This window comes from Streptomyces sp. NPDC097640 (genome assembly GCF_040302705.1).
GTDB lineage: Bacteria > Actinomycetota > Actinomycetes > Streptomycetales > Streptomycetaceae > Streptomyces.
Genome location: NZ_JBEOSB010000030.1, coordinates 26,140 through 44,990, shown reverse-complemented (window position 1 = coordinate 44,990; position 18,851 = coordinate 26,140). Strand labels below are relative to the sequence as shown.

Genomic DNA, 18,851 nt, shown 5'->3' with positions numbered 1-18,851 from the left:
GCGGATAAGGGGCGGATGGGGGGTGTAAGCGGGCGGTCAGTCGCCGATCAGCGCGTCGACGAAGGCCTCCGGCTCGAACGGCGCGAGGTCGTCCGCGCCCTCTCCCAGGCCCACCAGCTTCACCGGCACGCCCAGCTCGCGCTGCACCGCCACCACGATGCCGCCCTTGGCGGTGCCGTCCAGCTTGGTGAGCACGATGCCGGTGATGTCCACGACCTCCGCGAAGACCCGCGCCTGCACCAGGCCGTTCTGCCCGGTGGTGGCGTCCAGCACCAGCAGCACCTCGTCCACCGCGCCGTGCTTCTCCACGACCCGCTTGACCTTGCCCAGTTCGTCCATCAGGCCGGTCTTGGTGTGCAGCCGGCCGGCGGTGTCGACGAGCACGACGTCCGCGGCCTCGGCGATGCCCTCCTTGACCGCGTCGAAGGCGACCGAGGCCGGGTCGCCGCCCTCGGGGCCCCGGACGGTGCGGGCGCCGACCCGCTCGCCCCAGGTCTGGAGCTGATCGGCGGCCGCCGCGCGGAAGGTGTCGGCCGCGCCCAGGACCACCGACTTGCCGTCGGCGACCAGGACCCGCGCGAGCTTGCCGGTGGTGGTGGTCTTACCGGTGCCGTTGACCCCGACGACCATGACCACGCCCGGCTTCTCCTCGCCGTTCGCGCCCACGCCGCTCTCGGTGTGCACGGTGCGGTCGGCCTCGGTGCCGATCAGCTGGAGCAGCTCCGTGCGCAGCAGGCCGCGCAGGTCCTCGGGGGTGCGGGTGCCGAGCACCTTGACCCGCTCGCGCAGCCGCTCCACCAGCTCCTGCGTCGGTGTGACGCCGACGTCGGCGGTCAGCAGGGTGTCCTCGATCTCCTCCCAGGTCTCGTCGTCGAGGTGCTCACGGGACAGCAGGGTGAGCAGCCCCTTGCCCAGGGTGGTCTGGGAGCGGGACAGCCGGGCCCGCAGCCGCACCAGCCGGCCGGCGGTGGGTTCGGGCACCTCGATCGCGGGCGCCGCCGGCTGTGCGGGCACGGTGGGTGCGGGCGGTGCCTCGGTGACCGGGAGATCCACCTCTTCGATGGATCTGCGCGGTTCCTCGAGCGTGGTTTCCGCCTCCTCGCCGACCTGCGGCTCGGCGGGCGGCGCGGTGACCGACGGGCTGCTCGGCGGGGCCGGGGGCAGCCGCTTCTTCTTGCGGCTGCCGATCACGAGCCCGCTGACCGCGGCGAGCGCGATCACAGCGATGACTACAGCAAGGATGACTTGTTCCATAACGCACCCAGTATCAGCCAACGCGGTGCGGGGCGTCATTCACCTCCGAGCCCGGCCTCACGGGCCCGGACGATCGCCTGGGCGCGGTCGCGGACCTGAAGCTTGGCGAAAATGGACCCGACGTGATTGCGCACGGTCTTGTCCGTGACCACCAGCCGCTGGGCGATCTGTCGGTAGCCGAGCCCGACCGCCAGCAGCTCCAGGACCTCGCGCTCGCGGGCGGTGAGGGTGGGGAACGCCTCCTTGGCCGAGGCGGTGCCGAAGGAGCCGAGCAGGGAGCCGAGCCGCTCGGCCATGCGCGGGCTGAAGACCGCGCCGCCGCGCGCCACGGTGTGCAGGGCGCGCAGGATCTCGTCCCGGCCCGCGCCCTTGAGGAGATACCCGCGGGCGCCGGCGCGCATGGCCGCGAGCAGGCTGTCGTCGTCCTCGGACATGGTCATGACGACCACCCGGGCCTCGGGGTGGGCGCACAGGATCCGCCGGGTGGCCTCCGTGCCGGACCGGCCGGGCAGCCCGAGGTCCATGACCACCAGGTCGGGCTCGGTGCGCGCGGCCTCGGTGACCGCCTCCTCCGCGGACGCGGCCTGGCCGACCACGGCGAACGCCTCGTCCAGGTTGACCGCGGCCGCCAGGCCCTCGCGGAACAGCGGATGGTCGTCCACGAGCAGTACGCGCCACTGCGGCCCTCCCGCCGCCGTCACCGGCCCGGCACCTCCTCTCCGTGGTCGCGGCCGTGGCCGTGTTCTTCGGGTACGGCGTGAACGGCCGCTTCATGGCCGGCGCCGTCATGGCCGGCGCTCTCCCCGGCGGGCGGGTCGGCCTCCCCCGGCCCGGCGAGCGGCAGGATCGCGTGCACCACCGTGCCCGTCGCGGACCCGGTCACCGAGCAGGAGCCGCCGATCTCCTCGGCCCGCTCCGCCACGGAGGCCAGCCCCACGCCGGGCACGGCGCCGCGCCGCAGCCCGCTCCCGTCGTCGGTGACCTTGACCTCGAGCGTGTCGGGGCCCGCGGTGAGCTCGATCCGGACCTGCCGGGCCCGCGCGTGCCGCACCGCGTTGGTCAGCGACTCGGCCGCGATCCGGTAGGCGGCCGTCTCCACGCCGGGTGACAGCGGCGGCAGCGCGGTCGGGCGGGTGGCCACCGTCACCCGGGGCCCGGCGCCGCCCAGCCGCCGCGCCAGGTCCCGTACCGCCTTGGCCAGGCCGCGCTCGGCCAGGGCGGCGGGGGCCAGCCCCGAGGTGATCCGCCGCACCTCGACCAGGGCCTCGGCGAGGGTCTCGGCGGCCTCGCGCAGCTGGTGGCGGGCCGGGTGTCCGGGCGGGCAGGTGGTCTGGGCGATGTCCAGGCGCAGCCGTACGGCGGCGAGCTGGGGGCCGAGGCCGTCGTGGATCTCGCGCCGCAGCCGGCGGCGTTCCTCTTCGCGGGCGAGCACCAGCCGCTCGCGGGCGGCCTGGGCCTCCTCGGCCAGGCGCAGCGCGGCGAGCGCCGGGGCGGCCTGGTCGGCGAGGAGGGAGAGCAGGCCGCTGTCGCGCCCCGCGGGGGTGCCGAAGCCGTCCCGGGCGACTTCGAGGCGGCCGACCGTACGGCCGTGGTGGCGCAGCACGAACGCCTGGACCGGGCCGGTCAGCGGCGCCCCGGCGGCGGCCAGCCGCCGGGGTCCTGCGCGGGTGTCGACGCTGACGGCGGCGCCGGAGACGCCGAGGTCCTCGACGGCGCTGCGGCAGATCTGCTGGGGCACCTCGCCGGGGTGGGGCGCCTGCTGGAGGCGTACGGCCAGGGCGCTGGCGGCCTCGTGCGGGCGGGCGCGCGGCCCGTAGAAGGCGCGCTCGACGCGCAGGGTCAGCCAGCGCACGGTCGGCCGCAGGGCCCAGCCGAGCAGCAGCGCGCAGCCGACGGCGGTGCTGATCGTCCCGCCGCGCAGGGAGGGCAGTCCGGCCTGGACGGCGACGACCGCGCAGACGACGACGGCCGCGAGGGAGGTGAGGACGAAGGCGCGGGCGAGGCGGTGGCTGGTGACGCGGTCCAGCCGCCATATGCCGGTGCGTGCGACGCCCAGGCAGATCGCGGCCGCCCAGACGGCGCTGCCGAGGGTGCGCGCCACGATGGTGGGCATGCCCTCGGTCCACTCCGCGAGCAGCAGGAAGACACAGGCCGGGTAGGCGGCGGCCAGCAGCGCCCAGTTGCGCCGCTCCGCGCCGTGGGCGACGGCGGCGCGGCAGCACAGCGCGCAGGTGACCGCGGTGGCCACGGCGCGCAGCACCCACTCCTCCGCCGTGGAGTAGGTGTCGAGGTGGTCGAAGGCCCACTGGCCCCAGGCGGTGCCGAAGACGGGGTTGGGGACCGAGCCGGCCAGCGGCTCGCTGACCAGCCAGAGGGCGGCGTAGCCCAGCCAGTAGGCGGAGGCGCCGGCGCTCATCGCCCACCACTGCCACCGGCGCTGCGAGCCGCGCGGGAACAGCCACAGCGGCAGCAGCAGGACGGTCAGCGGGCGGCAGGCGATCCCGGCGGCCGAGATCAGCAGCTGGGCCACCGCGCCCGCCGAGCCCAGGTCGGCCAGGTCCAGCAGGTCGGCGGCGGCCGAGGGCAGCAGCCACAGCGCGCCGGCGACCAGCAGGACGCTGCCGTAGCGGCGGGCGGAGCGCTCGGCCAGCAGCAGCACCCCGACGCCGAGGACCGGGACGCCCACGGCCGCGCGGGTCAGCACGGCGGTGCCGCGCGGCTGCGGGTAGGACGGGGCCGGCCATTGGTCGTTCACCCGCAGCAGGCCGGCCAGCCAGCCCGCGAGGACCACCACGAACAGGGCCGACACCCCGGCGGCGGCCTGCACGGCTCGGTCCTTGGGCTGGACCGCGCGTCTCATCCCATCCCGGAACCCCGGGCCGGGGCGGTGGCCGAGGGCGGGCTCGCCGGCGGAGCCGGGGCCGGTCCGGCGGTGTGGCTGGTGCCCCGCCCCCTGACCCACAGCGTGATGGAGTGGTCGCTGTGGCCCCGGCGGCATTTGTACTCACTCCACTTGCGGGCGTCCATCCCGTTCCGGCCTGCCTTGCGACAGGCGCTGGTGGTGTCGAAATGTCCGGCCTGGCGCCACGCCGCGGCCTGCGCCGCGGTGGCCGGCGCCGCCGGGGCGGTCGCCACGACGGCGCCGCTGAGCAGGGCGAGCACGGTCATCACAGAGGTCCGGCGGGTCCGGCGGGTCTGGCGGGTCCGGGATGGGGTCATCTGACAACCTCCTCGTGCTCCGGTGCACCGCTTCCGCGGTTCGGCGGGCTTCCGGTTCTCCCGGTCCCAGCACTACCCGCGGTGGGGCGGGTGAAGTGCGGCCGGGCCCGCGCCCACTCGAACCGGTGACTGACCCGTACCCGCGTTCCGTCCCGCCGTGTCCCCGTCCGTCGTGCCCCCGTCCGCCGTGCCCCAGCCCGCCGGGGTCGCGCTACCAGACGATCAGCAGGATGGCGACGGCGATCGACTCGGCCTCGATGTAGGGCACCCCGAACCGCATCAGCGTGAGCATGATCGGCTTGGCGGACCAGATCTCCAGGGTCTCCAGGAAGTGGCCGAGCCGGTGGGCGTAGCGGCGGACCACGGCGGTCTCGCGCGGTCCGAGCCGGGTGAGCAGTTTGGCCAGCAGGTCGCCGCCGTGGTGCAGGGCGACGGTCAGCAGCCGCTGCCGGATGAGCTGGGCGTCGGGCGGGGCGGCGCCGGCCGTGCCGAAGAGCGACACCTTGGCGGCTTCGAGTTCCGCGGTGTCACCGGCGGCCTGCCGCACCCGGATGACCAGGTCGTCGATGTCGGATCCGGTGATGGCCGGATCTCCCGTCGTGATGGTCACGGGCCCCTCCTCTGGTGTCCGCACGGCGGCGGGTCGTGTCCGCAAGGCGGCGGCTTGTGTCCGCAGAGCGGCGGGTTGTGTCCGCGCAAGGGCGGGAATCGAAGCCCGGTTCGCCGGGCCTGCCCCTACGGTCAGCCGCCCTGTGTCCCAGGCGCATGAGTCATCCGCCCCGCCCCTGCCCGGGCGTCCCAAGGGGCCGCGTCCGAAGGGGCCGCTCCCTGTTTATTTGACGGTCCGTCAGATACCGTGCTCGCCCGCCCACCGCGAAGGGGACCTCCGCCATGCCCGTCACGGTCGTACGGCTCAACCTCGTCGCTCCCGACGCCACACCCGAGTCCCTGTCCCGGCGCTACCGGGCGGCCGTCGATATGGCCGCGTTCGCCGACGACCAGGGCATCGACACCATCCAGACCGAGGAGCACCACGGCGCCGCCAACGGCTGGCTGCCCTCCCCGCTGACCTTCGCGGGCGCGGTGCTGGGCTCGACCCGGCGGATCGCGGTCACCGTCTCCGCGCTGATCGCCCCGCTCTACGACCCGCTGCGGCTGGCCGAGGACATCGCCGTGCTCGACCTGGTGAGCGGCGGCCGGCTGGTCACGGTGGCGGGCATCGGCTACCGGCCCGAGGAGTACGCCGGGCTCGGCCGGGAGTGGAAGCGGCGCGGCGCGCTCCAGGACGAGGCGCTCGAGACGCTGCTGGCGGCCTGGACCGGCGAGCCCTTCGAGTACCGGGGCCGCACCGTGCGGGTCACCCCGCGCCCGTACACCCAGCCGCACCCGACCCTGATGGTCGGCGGCAGCTCCAAGGCCGCCGCGCGCCGCGCCGCCCGGCTGGGCCTGCCGTTCTTCCCCAGCGCCCATCTGCCGGAGCTGGAGGCGTACTACCACGCCCGGCGCGCGGAGTACGGGACGCCGGGCTGGTGCCTGATGCCCACCGCGCGGACCTCGCTGCTGCATGTCGCGGAGGACCCGGAGCGGGCCTGGGCGGCGTACGGCCCGCATCTGCTGCACGAGGCGCGGACGTACGGCTCCTGGCAGTCGGGCGGGGGTGTCCACTCCGCGGTCCGTTCCGAGGCCGAGGATCTGGCGGCGCTGCGCGACGAGGGCGTCTACCGCATCGTCACGCCCGAGGAGTGCGTGGCGCTGGCCGAGGAGGGCGGCGAGGCGGCGGGCCTGGTGCTGCATCCGCTGTGCGGCGGGATGCCCGTGGAGGAGGGGTGGCGCTCGCTGCGGCTGTTCGCGGAACGCGTTCTGCCCCGCCTCAAACGATGAGGCGGGGCAGAACCCTCGAAGAACGAGGAGCGGGCCGGCGGGGGGTCAGCCCATCTCCTCCAACGCCTTGCCCTTGGTCTCCGGCACCCACTTGAGGATGAAGGGGATCGAGAGCACGGCGAAGACGGTGTACATGATGTAGGTCGCCGACAGGTTCCAGTCGGACAGGCTGGGGAAGCTGGCGGTGATGGCCCAGTTGGCGATCCACTGCGCGGAGGCGGCGACGCCCAGCGCGGCGGCGCGGATCTTGTTCGGGAACATCTCGCCGAGCAGCACCCAGACCACCACGCCCCAGGAGAGGGCGAAGAAGAGGACGAAGCCGTGCGCGGCGATCAGGGCCAGGACGCCCTGGGCGTGCGGCAGCTTGCCGTCGACGAGGTGCGCCGAGAAGGCCCAGGCCACCAGCCCCAGCGAGACCGCCATACCGGCCGAGCCGATCAGCGCGAGCGGCTTGCGGCCGATCTTGTCGACGAAGATCATCGCGATGACGGTGCCGATGATGTTGATGATCGACGTGGTGAAGGAGTAGAAGAACGAGCCGCTCGGGTCGACGCCCACCGACTGCCACAGCGTCGAGGAGTAGTAGAACGCCACGTTGATGCCGACGAGCTGCTGGAAGACCGAGAGACCGATACCGATCCAGACCACCGGCAGCAGCCCGAACCGGCCGCCGAGCAGGTCCTTGAAGGTGGACTTGTGCTCGCTGCGCATGGCCTGCTCGATCTGGGCGACGCGCGCGTCGAGATGGCCGCCCTCGCCCTCGACCTGGGCCAGGACCTCCTTGGCGCGGTCGCTCTTGCCGGCGGAGATCAGGAAGCGGGGCGACTCGGGGATGGCGAAGGACAGCAGGCCGTAGACCACGGCCGGGACGACCATCACGCCGAGCATCCACTGCCAGGCCTCGATGCCGCCGATCTTGCCGCGCTGGTCGCCGTCGGCGAGGTGGAGGATGCCCCAGTTGACGAGCTGGGACAGGGCGATGCCGACGACGATCGCGGCCTGCTGGAAGGAGGCCAGACGGCCCCGGTACGCGGGCGGGGCGACCTCGGCTATGTAGGCCGGGCCGATCACGGAGGCCATGCCGATGCCGATGCCGCCGAGCACCCGCCAGACGGCCAGGTCCCACAGGGCGAACGGAAGGGCCGAGCCGACCGCGCTGACCGTGAACAGCACGGCGGCGATCTGCATGACGCGGATGCGGCCGATGCGGTCGGCGATCCGGCCGGCGATGGCCGCGCCGATGGCCGAGCCGATCAGGGCGATGGCGACGACCTGGGCCAGAGCGGCGGAGCCGATGTCGTAGCGGCCACGGATGGCCTCGACCGCTCCGTTGATCACCGAGCTGTCGTAGCCGAAGAGAAAGCCGCCCATCGCGGCGGCGGCGGTGATGAAGATGACACGGCCAAGGGGGGCCGGCTGGGCACTGCGACCCTCGGACCCCGGTGCCTGCACGGTGGTGGTCAACGTGTACTCCTGTGGCCGTCCGGCAGCACCGCCGGACGTGGGGGGCGGCCTTCCAGCGGGGCTTGGCCGTGGGGTCGGGCCACCACTTGAAGGTAAAAACAACGTTGCCGAGACTATGCCTTCAAGTTCCGAAGTCAATAGGGTGTGACGAAGGAGTCACGGGGCCGCCTTCACGGGCAGATTGGACATCCTTGATCACATGACTTCAAGTGTTGAAGTGCCAAGTGTTGAGGCGTCTATCTCAGCCGCTGGCTGATGACCTTGGACACCCCATCGCCCTGCATGGAGACGCCGTACAGCGCGTCGGCGACCTCCATCGTGCGCTTCTGGTGAGTGATCACGATCAGCTGGGAGCTCTCCTGTAGCTCCTCCATGATCCGGATCAGCCGCTGGAGATTGGTGTCGTCCAGCGCGGCCTCGACCTCGTCCATCACATAGAACGGGCTCGGCCGCGCCTTGAAGATCGACACCAGCAGCGCCACGGCGGTCAGCGACCGCTCCCCGCCGGACAGCAGCGACAGCCGCTTGACCTTCTTGCCCGGCGGCCTGGCCTCCACATCCACGCCCGTGGTCAGCATGTTCTCCGGGTCGGTGAGCACCAGCCGGCCCTCGCCGCCCGGGAACAGCCGCGAGAAGACGCCCTCGAACTGGCGCGCCGTGTCCCGGTAGGCCTCCGTGAACACCTGCTCGACGCGCTCGTCCACCTCCTTGACCACCTGGAGCAGATCGGCCCGCGTCTTCTTCAGGTCCTCCAGCTGCTCGCTCAGGAACTTGTGCCGCTCCTCCAGCGCCGCGAACTCCTCAAGCGCCAGCGGATTGACCTTGCCCAGCTGCTGATACGCCCGCTCGGCCGCCCTCAGCCGCTTCTCCTGCTGCGCCCTGACATAGGGCACCGGCTGATTGCGCGGGTGTTCCGGGTCCTCCGGCAGGACCTCGCCCTCGGCCGGCGGAGACGGCGGCACCAGCTGGTCCGGTCCGTACTCGGCGATCAGCCCGGCCGGTTCTACGCCCAGCTCCTCCAGCGCCTTGGTCTCCAGCTGCTCGATCCGCAGCCGCTTCTCGGCGCCCAGCACCTCGCCCCGGTGCACCGAGTCGGTCAGCTTGTCCAGCTCGCCCTTGAGCTCACGCCCGTGGTTGCGCTCGGCGACCAGCTCGCGCTCCCGCTCGGCCTTCGCCCGCTCGGCCGCGTCCCGCTCCTCCTCGGCCCGCACCAGCGAGACCTCGACATGCGCCAGCAGCTGCCGGGCGCCCGAGGCCACCGCCGAGGCCACGGTCGCCTCGTGCCGCAGCCGCGCCCGCCGCTGCTCGGCGCGCGCCCGCGCCTCGCGCTCGGCGCGCGCGCCCCGGTCGAGCGCCTCCGCCCGCCCCGCGAGCCCCTTGACCCGCTCCTCGTGCGTACGGACCTGGAGCCGCGCCTCCATCTCGGTCTGCCGGGCGTTCGCCCCATCGGCCGCCAGCCGATCCCGTACGGAGGTGTCCGGCTCCTCAGCCCCTCCTTCACCAAAGGTGGCTTCCTCCTCCGCGACGACCAGCCGCTCCGCCAGCTCCTCGGCCTCCTCGGTGGCCCTGGCCAGCGCCTCCTCCGCCTTGGCCGCGGCCGCCGTCATCCGCTCGGCCTCGCCCGCCGCGGCCCGCGCCTGCCCGGCCAGCCGCCCCAGCGACTGGGCCACCTGCGACTTCTCCCGGTCGGCCGCGCTGCGCCGGGCCGCCAGCTCCTCGACCCGCGCCGCGCACCCGGCCCGCCGCTCCGCCGCCGCCCGCTGCCCGTCGGTCAGCTCCTCACACCGCACGGCGAGCTCCTCCAGCTCCGCCGCCGCCTCGTCGACCGAGGCCTGCACCTCCAGCAGACTGGGCGCCCCGGCGGAGCCGCCCTGGGCGAAGTGCGCCCCGAGCAGATCGCCCTCGGCGGTCACCGCCGTCAACTCCGGCCGCCGATCGACCAGTTCCTCGGCGTCCTCCAACGTCGCGACCACCACGACGTCGCGCAGCAGCCACCGCACAGCGGTCAGCAACCCCGCGGGCCCACCCACGAGCTCGGCCGCGCGGCGCAGCCCGGGCTCGCCGACGGGCCCGGCCTCGGCCACCGCCGCCGCCCGGCCTTCGGGGCGGGAGACCGGGCCGACCGCGCCGGGGTCGGCCGCCCAAGCGGGGCCGTCCCCTGGTCTGGCGCCCGGAAGGGTGATGCCCGTGTCGGCGGAAACCCCGCCGCCCGCCGGAGATTCGGCCGCTGCCGCGCCGGGCTCCGGCGCGGGCGGCGGCCCCGACGGGCCCGGGCCGAGGGGTGAGTCACCGGAGACGTCCGCGCGCTCCCGCTCGCCGTCCGCGCCGCCTTCGGTCGGGTGCGGCAGCCGTACGGAGCCGGTCTGACCGGCCATCGGGCCGCCGGGCGCGCCCGGCGCCGCGGTCCCGGGCGCAAAGGGGCCGCCTGGACCGACCGGGTCGCGAGCCCCGGCGGCCGGGGCGTCCGGGCGCGGCGCGGACGGGTCCGCTCCGGCCGGCGCGCCCGGCGGCGCGATGGAGTCGGGGCGCTCGGGCGCCGGGGCGCCGAGCAGGAGCGCGGCGCGGCCCGCGTCCTGTTTGCGGAGGAGGCGGATGGCCTCCGCCGCGGTGCCGGGGTCCGCGACGGCGATCGCGTCGGCCGCGGCGCCCAGGGCCGCGGCCACGGGGACCTCGAAGCCGGAGGCGACGTCCAGGAGTTCGGCGGCCGGGCCGAGGAGGCCGGTCAGCCGGTCGGCGGAGCCGAGGAGGGCGCCCGTGCCGTCCTTTCTGCGCAGGCCCAGGGCCAGCGCGTCATGGCGGGCGGAGGTCGCGGCGCGCTCGCGCTCGGCGGCCGTCAGGGCCTCGCGGGCCGCCCGGTGCGCGGTCTCCGCCTCGGTCAGCTCCCGTTTGGCGGCCTCATGGCGCTCCGCCAATTCCGCGTCGCCCGCGTCCAGTCCGTCGACCTCGGCCTGGAGCTGTTCGTACTCCTCCTGCGCCGCGACCGCCCGCTGCCGGGCCTCGTCGCGGGCGGCGGCCAGCCGGTCGATCTCGGCGCGCGCCGAACCCGCCCGGCCCCGGGCGGCGTTCACCTGGCCCTGGAGCCGGGCCAGCCCCTCGCGGCGGTCGGCGATGGCGCGGGCCGCGTCCTTCAGCCGGCGTTCCTCGAGCGCCAGCTCCCTCTCCAGTTCGGCGCGGTGTTCGACGGTGTCGTCCAGCGCCCGGCTCGCCGCCTCCAGAGCGGCCTCCAGCTCCGCCTCCTGCTCGCGGATCCGGGCCGCCTCGCGCTCCATGTCCTCCGGGTCCCGGCCGCGCCGCTCCTCCCCGGGGGCGGAGCTGGCGCTCTTGACCCGGGCGTCGGCCAGGCTGATGGTGCCGCGCACCCGCTCGGCGAGCTGTGAGAGCTCGTACCAGGTCTGCTGGGCGTCCCGCAGCCGCGGCGCCAGCCGCCGGACCTGCTCCTCCAGCGCCGCCTCCCGCTGCTGCGCGGTGCGCAGCTCGGCCTCGGCGGTCTCCTTGCGCTGTTTGAGCGCGGCCTCGTCGGCGATCTCGGTGCGCAGTGCCTCGCGCATGGTCACCAGGTCGTCGGCGAGCAGCCGCAGCCGGGCGTCGCGCAGATCGGCCTGGATGACGGCGGCCCGCCGGGCGACCGCGGCCTGCCGCCCGAGCGGCTTGAGCTGGCGCCGCAGCTCGTCGGTGAGGTCCTGGACGCGGGCGAGGTTGGCCTGCATGGCGTCCAGCTTCCGCAGCGCCTTCTCTTTGCGTTTGCGGTGTTTGAGTACGCCCGCGGCCTCCTCGATGAAGGCGCGGCGCCCGGTCGGGTCGGCGTGCAGGACGGAGTCGAGCTGGCCCTGGCCGACGATGACATGCATCTCACGGCCGATGCCGGAGTCGGAGAGCAGCTCCTGGATGTCCAGCAGGCGACAGGTGTCGCCGTTGATCTGGTATTCGCTGCCGCCGTTACGGAACATGATCCGCGTGATGGTGACTTCGGCGTATTCGATGGGCAGTGCGCCGTCGGAGTTGTCGATGGTGAGGGAGACCTCGGCGCGGCCGAGCGGGGGACGGCCGGTGGTGCCGGCGAAGATGACGTCCTCCATCTTTCCGCCGCGCAGCGACTTCGCGCCCTGCTCCCCCATGACCCAGGAAAGCGCGTCCACGACATTGGACTTGCCCGAACCATTGGGGCCGACGACGCAGGTGATACCCGGCTCGAAGCGCAGCGTCGTGGCGGAGGCGAAGGATTTGAAGCCTCGGAGGGTCAGGCTCTTGAGATGCACGCCTTTGGACTCTACCTCCCCTGTCTCACACGACACCGTCCTTCGGCCGTGGCGCCGCGAGGCGGGTCTTCGCTTGTCTCTGCTTGTCTCCGCTCGCCTCTGCTTCGCTCGGTGTTTCTCGAGTTTTTTCTCGGTTTCACCGGTGAGGGGGAGGGGCACATCAGACGGTAAGGGAAACGCGGTCGGTCGCCGCGGAAACGACGAAGGGACGCCATGGGCGTCCCTTGCAGATTCTCAAGCGGCTGACGGTGCAGCCCGACCGGCTCGTGAGCCGGGTCAGGCGAGCGCAGGCTCCGCCTGGGATACGTCGATGCTTTCGAGCAGCGAGTCGCCGTGGTGAGCGGCGGCGGACAGAGCGTCGTTCTCGGCCTGGATCCGAATGAGCTCGGATTCGAGGTCCTGGACGCGCTGCTGAAGCCGTCGCATCTCGGCGAGGACTCGGGGGTCGGAGCCGCCGACGTAACCGAGAAGCGCCTTTGCCATGATGGATGGTCCTCCACACTGAGTGACCGACCGAAGCGGTGGTGGGTCGTGAGGGATTTCGCACCCGCGATGCCTGCCGTTACTACCGTGCTGAGTGGCAAACAGTTAAGGTGCGCGGGGCTTCCAGCGTCTCACCAATTGGTTTGAGGGTCAACACGATCACAGGCCGACGGGGCCCAGCGGCCGGGGGCTTACCGGGCGGCGAATGCCGCCGAGCCCGTATTGATCAGACCGTCGGAGCGAGGAGATCATCCCTTACGCCGCAGCCTTCCACGGACCGCTCGCATTGGCAACCATCAGCTTGTTTCCGCTCACGCGCGGTGCAAAAAGCCCGCCCGGCGAGGGCTCTCGGCGGGCGGGTGCGGCGGGGTTTGTCAGCGGATCTCGAAGCTCTCGTAGCCGCCCCGAGGTGTGTCCCAGATCTCGGTCACACCCTCGACCCGGCCGGGCGTGTCGTCACCCCGCAGCCAGTCGAGCAGCTGTTCGCAGTTCATGCGTTCGCCTTCTGCGACGATCTGGACCCGGCCGTCGGACAAATTCGAGGCGAACCCGGCCAGCCCCCCGATGCGCAGTGCGTTTGCCCTGGTGAACCAGCGAAAACCGACTCCCTGGACCCGGCCGCGGACCCACGCGGTGAGGCGCACTCTCTCGTTCATGAGTGGCACGCTAGCCGAACGCAAACCAAGCAATTCGCTCTCTGGCGCCTCAGCCACCCCCGTCATGGCGTACAGTCCCGGCTCAAACGCAATACTCACCCGTACGAGTGACGCATGTGACCCCGATCTTGCAAGGAAGGCAGGAGATGGGCCGCCATCGACTATCTGCCCCCGGATCCGCGCCGACACCCACCGGCGCCGGGCGCCACCGGGGAGCCCGCCGGAGCCACCTGGCACCGGTGCGGACCGGACTGCTGAGTGTTTCCGCCGCTGTCGCGGTGGGTGCGGTGGCCATGGCCACCGGGCTGCTGCCGGGAGGACCGACCCTTAGCGGAAGCAACGACCCGGCCGGGGGGGTGATCGCCGACGGCCCGTCCGGCTCGTCCCTGGAGACCCAGGGCTCCCCGTCCGCCTCGCCGGTGGACCGCGGCACGACCCCCGCGGACCGCGGCGAGGACCGGCCGCAGGCGCCGTCCACCACGCCCTCGAAGACCCCGGGCAAGTCCTCCCCCACGCCCTCCACCACCCCCTCGACCCAGCCGGGTTCCTCGGACACCGCCCCCGGGAACGGGAACGGAAACGGGAAGGGCAACGCGAACGGCAGGGACAACGGAAACGGGAACGGAGGCTCGAACGGCAAGGGCTCGTCCCAGAAGCCCACCACGCCCCCGGGCCAGAGCGAGGACTCCAACACCACGCCCGGAAACCCCGACAAGGCCGAGAAGGCCGCCGCGCGGCAGGTCCTGGCGCTGGTCAACGAGGAGCGGTCGAAGGCCGGCTGCGCGCCGGTGACCGCCGACCCGAAACTGACCCAGCTGGCCCAGGACTTCAGCGATGACATGGCGCTGCGGGGCTTCTTCGACCACCTCGACCCGGACGGCGACACCCCCTGGGAGCGGGCTGAGCAGGTCGGCATCGTGAACCTGGGCGGGGAGAACATCGCCCGCGGCCAGGAGGACGCGCAGGCGGTGATGGACTCCTGGATGAACAGCTCCGGCCACCGGGCGAACATCCTCAACTGCGGCTACAAGACCCTCGGCGTCGGCACGAACTTCGGCGCGGACGGCCCGTGGTGGACCCAGGACTTCGGCTACTGAGCCGTTCCTGAGGCCCGGGCCGCACACCGGGTGCGGCGCCCTCGCACCTTCCCCGTCAGGCGGCGAGTGCGCCGTACCCGGCCCGCCCCGGTAACTAACTTTCCGAAAGCGCAACCCGGTGGTCAGCGCTGCGCTGGAGTATGGTCATGGCATGGAGAGCGACCGCGCCACGCCGACGGGCGCCGAAACGGCACATGACGACCTGGCCTTCGACGTGTTCGCCCGCGTCTGCCCGTCCCGCGGCACGCTGGAGCACATCACCGGCAAGTGGGGCGGCCTGACCCTGGGCGCTCTCGAGCAGGGCAGTCTCCGCTTCAACGAACTGCGCCGCCGGGTCGACGGCGTCAGCGAGAAGATGCTGTCCCAGACGCTGCACGCGCTGGAGCGCGACGGCCTGGTGCACCGCGAGGCACAGCCGACCAACCCGCCGCGTGTGGACTACGAACTGACCCCGCTGGGCCACGCCGTCGCCGAGCGGCTGCTGGCGCTGATCGGCCTCGTCGAGGAGCGGATGCCGGAGGTGCTGACCGCCCAGGCGCGCTACGACGAGGAGCGCGGCACGGCGGTACGGGGCGCCGCGACCGGGCGCGGCGGGCGCTGACAGCGCGGGCAGAAGTAGCTGGAGCGGTTCATCCACGGGCGGCGCCGCATCGGCGTGTCACAGCGGCGGCAGGGCTCGTTCTCCCGGCCGTACGCGTCCAGGGAGCGCTCGAAGTAGCCCGACTCGCCGTTCACATTGACGTACAGGGAGTCGAAGCTGGTGCCGCCGACGGCCAGCGCGGCGTTCATGACGTCGCGCACATGACCGAGGAGTTCGGCGCTGCGCGGGCGGGTGAGGGTGGCCGTCGGCCGGTCGTAGTGCAGCCGGGCGCGCCACAGCGCCTCGTCGGCGTAGATGTTCCCGACCCCGCTGATCAGCGACTGGTCGAGCAGCGCCCGCTTGAGGGTGGTGCGGCGGCGGCGCAGCGCGGTGTGGAAGGCGGCCTCGTCGAACGCCGGGTCCAGCGGGTCGCGGGCGATGTGCGCGATCGCCGCCGGCAGCCCGTCCGCCGCGCCGGGCTCGGCCTCGTGCAGCGAGAGGCCGCCGAAGGTGCGCTGGTCGACGAACCGCAGCTCGGTGCCTATGGAGTCGGCGAAGCGCACCCGGATGCGCAGGTGCTTCTCGTCCGGCGCGGCGTGCGGCTGGACGAGCAGCTGGCCGCTCATGCCGAGGTGCGCCAGCACCGACTCGTCACCGTCGTCCAGCGGCAGCCACAGGTACTTGCCGCGGCGGCGGGCCACCCCGGCGCGGCGCCCCTTGAGGCGGGCGGCGAAGTCCTCGCCGCCCCCGAGGTGACGGCGTACCGCGCGCGAGTGCAGCACCTGCGCCTCGGCGACCGTACGGCCGCTGATCCAGCGCTCCAGACCGCGGCGGACCACCTCGACCTCGGGCAGCTCGGGCAACGGGGGCCTCCTTGGCAAAAGCCCTCGCCCTCCCTGCGGCCTTGGCGGCCGGGGCCGCGCTCGGTCGCAGGGAGGGCGAGGGGTGGGATCAGTGTGCCGGCGAGGCGGTGTCGGCTGCCTCGCCGTCCGAGCCGGCGGCGGTGCCCCCGGCGGTGGCCGATTCGGCCTCGGCCTTGGCCTTGGCCGCCTCGTCAGCCGCCGCGCGGATCGCGCGCCAGGCGGCCTCGGCCGCCTGCTGCTCGGCTTCCTTCTTGCTGCGGCCGGTGCCGGTGCCGTACGCGACACCACCGACGCGGGCGGCAGCCGTGAAGGTCTTCTCGTGGTCGGGTCCGGTCTCGGAGACCAGATATTCCGGAACCCCGAGACCCTCAGTGGCGGTCAGTTCCTGGAGGCTGGTCTTCCAGTCCAGGCCGGCGCCCAGGTTCGAGGACTTCTCGATCAGCGGATCGAAGAGCCGGTGCACCAGCTCCGCGGCGGCGTCCAGCCCCTGGTCGAGGTAGACGGCGCCGATGACCGCTTCAAGAGTGTCGGCGAGGATCGAGGCCTTGTCCCTGCCCCCGGTGCCCTCTTCGCCCCGGCCGAGCCGGATGAAGGCGCCGAGGTCGAGGCCGCGGCCCACCTCGGCCAACGCGCGCGAGTTGACCACGGCGGCCCGCAACTTGGCCAGCTGGCCCTCGGGCAGGTCGGGGTGGATGCGATACAGCGTGTCGGTGACCACCAGGCCGAGCACGGAGTCCCCGAGGAACTCCAGGCGCTCGTTGGTGGGCAGCCCGCCGTTCTCGTACGCGAAGGAGCGGTGGGTGAGCGCACGCACCAGAAGGGCGGACTCGAGCTGATACCCGAGCCGCCCTTCCAGGATCGTGTGGGACGAGGCCGTGTCCGCCTGGGCCAGTTCTCCCGCACGCTTGCGGGGAGTCGTGTTGGCGTCCGACATAGAGCCTGTCACCCGCCGATCAGACCTCGAGGACCTGGCGGCGGTTGTAGGTGCCGCAGCTGGGGCACGCGATGTGCTGCAGCTTCGGCTCGTGGCAGCGCTCGCACGCCACCAGGGTGGGGACCGCAGCCTTCCACTGCGACCGGCGGTGGCGCGTGTTGCTGCGCGACATCTTCCGCTTCGGAACAGCCACGGCTACTTCTCCTGTGAGTCATCCCCGCGTTCGCGGGGTGCGTTTTCCTTCTCGCCGCCCGAATCGGCCTCGGCGAGTCCCTTCAGCGCCGCCCAACGGATGTCGACGGCATCGTGATGGTGGTCGGGGTCCTCCTCGAGCCGCGCGCCGCACTCGGCGCACAGCCCGGGGCAGTCCTCCCGGCACACCGGCTGCAACGGCAGTGCGAGCACCACCGCGTCACGCAGCACGGGTTCGAGGTCGAACAGATCGCCCTCGAGAAAGAGCGTGTCCTCCTCCTCGGCGTCGTCGCCGGTGTCCGCGGGGCGGCTCCGGTCGTCGGCGTCGGGGTAGGAGTACATCTCCTGGAAGTCCGCTTCGAGCTCCCGCTCCAGCGGCTCCAGACACCTTACGCACTCCCCTGTCAGCGGTGCGCGGGCGGTGCCTGTGACAAGCACCCCCTCCATGACCGACTCCAGGCGGAGGTCGAGCTCGACGGTCACGCCCTCCCGCACCCCGATGACCTCGATACCGAGGTCCTTGGGGGCCGGGACCGAGCGGGAGAGCCTTTTGAGCGCACCGGGACGACGACCCAGCTCGCGCGTGTCGAACACGAGAGGGGCACGGTGGTCGAGGCGGGCGTTCAGGGCTTCCTGCTTTCTACGGCTGCGGCGGGCCACCCGACGCGAAACTACGAAACGGGCAGCCGAGATCGCGGACGTACACGCGACCGAAGAGCCAGGATACTGGACCGGCCGCCGTACACCCAATCCGGCCCCGGAGCGGTGGATCAGGTCAGGCCGGGCTCAGCGGCCCTGCTCGTACTGACGCAGCTGATCCAGGTCGATCATGCTGGTGTCGAACAGGCTGGTCTCGTCGAGGGCCGCGGCGGGCTGCTGGGGCTGGTGGTGCGCCGGGGGTAGCGCCTGCTGCTGCGGCTGCTGCGGCTGCTGCTCGGGGACGTAGCCGCTCGGGTCGTAGCCCTGGGGCTGCTGCTGCCAGCCGTACGCGTCCTGCTGCTGATAGCCGCCCTGGGCCGGGTACGGGTCCTGCTGCTGCACATAGCCCTGCTGCTGATAGCCGTACGCGTCCTGCTGCTGGTAGCCGGCCGTGGCCGCGTAGTACGAGGCATCGGGCGCCGCCTCGGGCCGCGCCACCGTCACCTGCGCCTGCGACTGGGCCAGGTCCGCCAGGTAGTCGTCGTCGCTGGTCTGGTGGCCGAGCGAGGCGGCCGCGTCCTGGGCGGCCAGGTGCGCGCCCAGTTCGTCGATCGCCTGGGCCCCGAGCAGCTTCTGACGGCCCCGGCCGACCGCCTCCAGCGTCTTGGTAAGCACCGCCGAGACCGCGCCGAGCTTGGTGTCCACGTATTCGTCGGCGCGGTGCCGCAGCGTCTGGGGGTCGGCGCTGCGCTCGGGACCGTCCTCCAGCTGCCCCACCTCGTCCGGCGCCCCGTCCGAGGGACGGCCCAGCAGCTTCCCCCGGCCCCGGTCCACGGAGTCGATGGTCTTGGTCAGCACGACCTCGAAGTTGGCGAGTTTGCTGTCGACGTAGTCGTCGGCCTCGGCGCGGATCTCCTCGGCCTCCCGGCGGGCCTCCTCCAGGATCCGGTCCGCCTCCTCCTGGGACTTCCTGGCCACCTCGGTGTCCGAGACCAGCGAGCCCCGGTGGGCGTGCGCGGACTCGATGATCCGGTCGGCCTCCTGGCGGGCCTGCTCGACCATGCGGTCGCGGCCGCCGATCACATCCTGCGCCTGGGCCAGGGAGTCAGGGAGAGCGGCGCGCACCTCTTCGAGCATGGCGAGCAGCTCGGCGCGGTTGATCACGCACGAGGCCGACATGGGCATGGACCGGGCGCTGCCGACGGTGTCGACGATCTCGTCGAGCTTCTTCTGCACGTCCACCTTGGGTGCTCGCCACTCTCTCTTGACGGAACTTCGACCGGGGACGACTGTACGGCCAGCGGGCCCCGCCCAAAACCCGCCGGCCCGGCCG

General features: G+C 72.9%; 17 protein-coding genes. 3 read left to right on the top strand and 14 right to left on the bottom strand.

From position 1 onward, the window contains the following. Nucleotides 1-36: 36 nt before the first annotated feature. The 5 genes from ftsY to ABTY62_RS36755 form a co-directional block, all read right to left on the bottom strand. On the bottom strand, nucleotides 37-1,254 hold the full coding sequence (gene ftsY / locus ABTY62_RS36775) for a signal recognition particle-docking protein FtsY (protein WP_352133747.1): 1,218 nt from the start codon (nucleotides 1,252-1,254) through the stop codon (nucleotides 37-39). Between the two features lie 35 nt (nucleotides 1,255-1,289). Continuing rightward, complete coding sequence (locus ABTY62_RS36770) at nucleotides 1,290-1,955, bottom strand: response regulator (RefSeq protein ID WP_352133746.1); 666 nt, start codon at nucleotides 1,953-1,955, stop codon at nucleotides 1,290-1,292. Continuing rightward, on the bottom strand, nucleotides 1,952-4,114 hold the full coding sequence (locus ABTY62_RS36765) for a sensor histidine kinase (protein WP_352133745.1): 2,163 nt from the start codon (nucleotides 4,112-4,114) through the stop codon (nucleotides 1,952-1,954). The genes ABTY62_RS36770 and ABTY62_RS36765 overlap by 4 nt, the downstream gene beginning before the upstream one ends. Then, entirely contained in the window at nucleotides 4,111-4,473 is a 363-nt protein-coding gene (locus ABTY62_RS36760) for a hypothetical protein (protein ID WP_352133744.1), read from the bottom strand. Before ABTY62_RS36760 ends, ABTY62_RS36765 begins: the two co-directional genes overlap by 4 nt. A gap of 211 nt (nucleotides 4,474-4,684) precedes the next feature. Further along, complete coding sequence (locus tag ABTY62_RS36755) at nucleotides 4,685-5,083, bottom strand: YqxI family protein (protein WP_352133743.1); 399 nt, start codon at nucleotides 5,081-5,083, stop codon at nucleotides 4,685-4,687. Between the two features lie 281 nt (nucleotides 5,084-5,364). On the opposite strand from ABTY62_RS36755, the gene ABTY62_RS36750 reads away from it, so the two are divergent. After that, nucleotides 5,365-6,354, top strand: a complete 990-nt coding sequence (locus ABTY62_RS36750; RefSeq protein ID WP_352133742.1) for an LLM class flavin-dependent oxidoreductase — start codon at nucleotides 5,365-5,367, stop codon at nucleotides 6,352-6,354. A 45-nt stretch (nucleotides 6,355-6,399) separates the two neighbouring features. On the opposite strand, the gene ABTY62_RS36745 is transcribed toward ABTY62_RS36750, so the two are convergent. From ABTY62_RS36745 to ABTY62_RS36730, 4 genes are all read right to left on the bottom strand, one after another. After that, nucleotides 6,400-7,818 (bottom strand): sugar porter family MFS transporter, encoded by a 1,419-nt coding sequence (locus ABTY62_RS36745; protein ID WP_352133741.1) that lies wholly within the window; start codon nucleotides 7,816-7,818, stop codon nucleotides 6,400-6,402. A gap of 236 nt (nucleotides 7,819-8,054) precedes the next feature. Further along, entirely contained in the window at nucleotides 8,055-12,074 is a 4,020-nt protein-coding gene (locus tag ABTY62_RS36740; RefSeq protein ID WP_352133740.1) for an AAA family ATPase, read from the bottom strand. A gap of 276 nt (nucleotides 12,075-12,350) precedes the next feature. After that, nucleotides 12,351-12,557: a hypothetical protein gene (locus ABTY62_RS36735; RefSeq protein WP_311727813.1), complete on the bottom strand. Its 207-nt coding sequence runs from the start codon at nucleotides 12,555-12,557 to the stop codon at nucleotides 12,351-12,353. Nucleotides 12,558-12,931: 374 nt separating this feature from the next. Continuing rightward, entirely contained in the window at nucleotides 12,932-13,213 is a 282-nt protein-coding gene (locus ABTY62_RS36730; protein ID WP_311727814.1) for an acylphosphatase, read from the bottom strand. Between the two features lie 239 nt (nucleotides 13,214-13,452). Between ABTY62_RS36730 and ABTY62_RS36725 the strand changes: the two genes are divergently transcribed. Further along, a complete protein-coding gene (locus ABTY62_RS36725; protein WP_352133739.1) occupies nucleotides 13,453-14,310 on the top strand; it encodes a CAP domain-containing protein in 858 nt (285 codons plus the stop codon). 151 nt (nucleotides 14,311-14,461) lie between these two features. Continuing rightward, nucleotides 14,462-14,911 carry a winged helix-turn-helix transcriptional regulator gene (locus tag ABTY62_RS36720; RefSeq protein WP_311727816.1) on the top strand — a complete coding sequence of 150 codons (450 nt, stop codon included), beginning with the start codon at nucleotides 14,462-14,464 and terminating at the stop codon, nucleotides 14,909-14,911. Here ABTY62_RS36720 and mutM read toward each other — a convergent pair. The 5 genes from mutM to ABTY62_RS36695 all read right to left on the bottom strand — a co-directional run bounded on the left by mutM (nucleotide 14,851) and on the right by ABTY62_RS36695 (nucleotide 18,760). Continuing rightward, nucleotides 14,851-15,753 carry a bifunctional DNA-formamidopyrimidine glycosylase/DNA-(apurinic or apyrimidinic site) lyase gene (mutM, locus tag ABTY62_RS36715; RefSeq protein WP_352133738.1) on the bottom strand — a complete coding sequence of 301 codons (903 nt, stop codon included), beginning with the start codon at nucleotides 15,751-15,753 and terminating at the stop codon, nucleotides 14,851-14,853. The two genes, ABTY62_RS36720 and mutM, sit on opposite strands and share 61 nt — an antisense overlap. A gap of 88 nt (nucleotides 15,754-15,841) precedes the next feature. Next, nucleotides 15,842-16,687: a ribonuclease III gene (rnc, locus tag ABTY62_RS36710; protein WP_352133737.1), complete on the bottom strand. Its 846-nt coding sequence runs from the start codon at nucleotides 16,685-16,687 to the stop codon at nucleotides 15,842-15,844. A gap of 19 nt (nucleotides 16,688-16,706) precedes the next feature. Next, entirely contained in the window at nucleotides 16,707-16,880 is a 174-nt protein-coding gene (gene rpmF / locus ABTY62_RS36705) for a 50S ribosomal protein L32 (RefSeq protein WP_065965136.1), read from the bottom strand. A 2-nt stretch (nucleotides 16,881-16,882) separates the two neighbouring features. Then, nucleotides 16,883-17,473: a YceD family protein gene (locus ABTY62_RS36700; RefSeq protein WP_352133736.1), complete on the bottom strand. Its 591-nt coding sequence runs from the start codon at nucleotides 17,471-17,473 to the stop codon at nucleotides 16,883-16,885. 192 nt (nucleotides 17,474-17,665) lie between these two features. Then, nucleotides 17,666-18,760 (bottom strand): F0F1 ATP synthase subunit B family protein, encoded by a 1,095-nt coding sequence (locus tag ABTY62_RS36695; protein ID WP_352133735.1) that lies wholly within the window; start codon nucleotides 18,758-18,760, stop codon nucleotides 17,666-17,668. Between the last annotated feature and the right edge of the window lie 91 nt (nucleotides 18,761-18,851).

What these genes read in the sequence shown, in the direction of transcription:
- rnc (WP_352133737.1), bottom strand. Translation starts at nt 16,687, where the DNA reads ATGTCGGACGCCAACACGACTCCCCGCAAGCGTGCGGGAGAACTGGCC.
- ABTY62_RS36765 (WP_352133745.1), bottom strand. Translation starts at nt 4,114, where the DNA reads ATGAGACGCGCGGTCCAGCCCAAGGACCGAGCCGTGCAGGCCGCCGCC.
- ABTY62_RS36730 (WP_311727814.1), bottom strand. Translation starts at nt 13,213, where the DNA reads ATGAACGAGAGAGTGCGCCTCACCGCGTGGGTCCGCGGCCGGGTCCAG.
- ftsY (WP_352133747.1), bottom strand. Translation starts at nt 1,254, where the DNA reads ATGGAACAAGTCATCCTTGCTGTAGTCATCGCTGTGATCGCGCTCGCC.
- ABTY62_RS36720 (WP_311727816.1), top strand. Translation starts at nt 14,462, where the DNA reads ATGGAGAGCGACCGCGCCACGCCGACGGGCGCCGAAACGGCACATGAC.
- ABTY62_RS36750 (WP_352133742.1), top strand. Translation starts at nt 5,365, where the DNA reads ATGCCCGTCACGGTCGTACGGCTCAACCTCGTCGCTCCCGACGCCACA.
- ABTY62_RS36735 (WP_311727813.1), bottom strand. Translation starts at nt 12,557, where the DNA reads ATGGCAAAGGCGCTTCTCGGTTACGTCGGCGGCTCCGACCCCCGAGTC.
- ABTY62_RS36760 (WP_352133744.1), bottom strand. Translation starts at nt 4,473, where the DNA reads ATGACCCCATCCCGGACCCGCCAGACCCGCCGGACCCGCCGGACCTCT.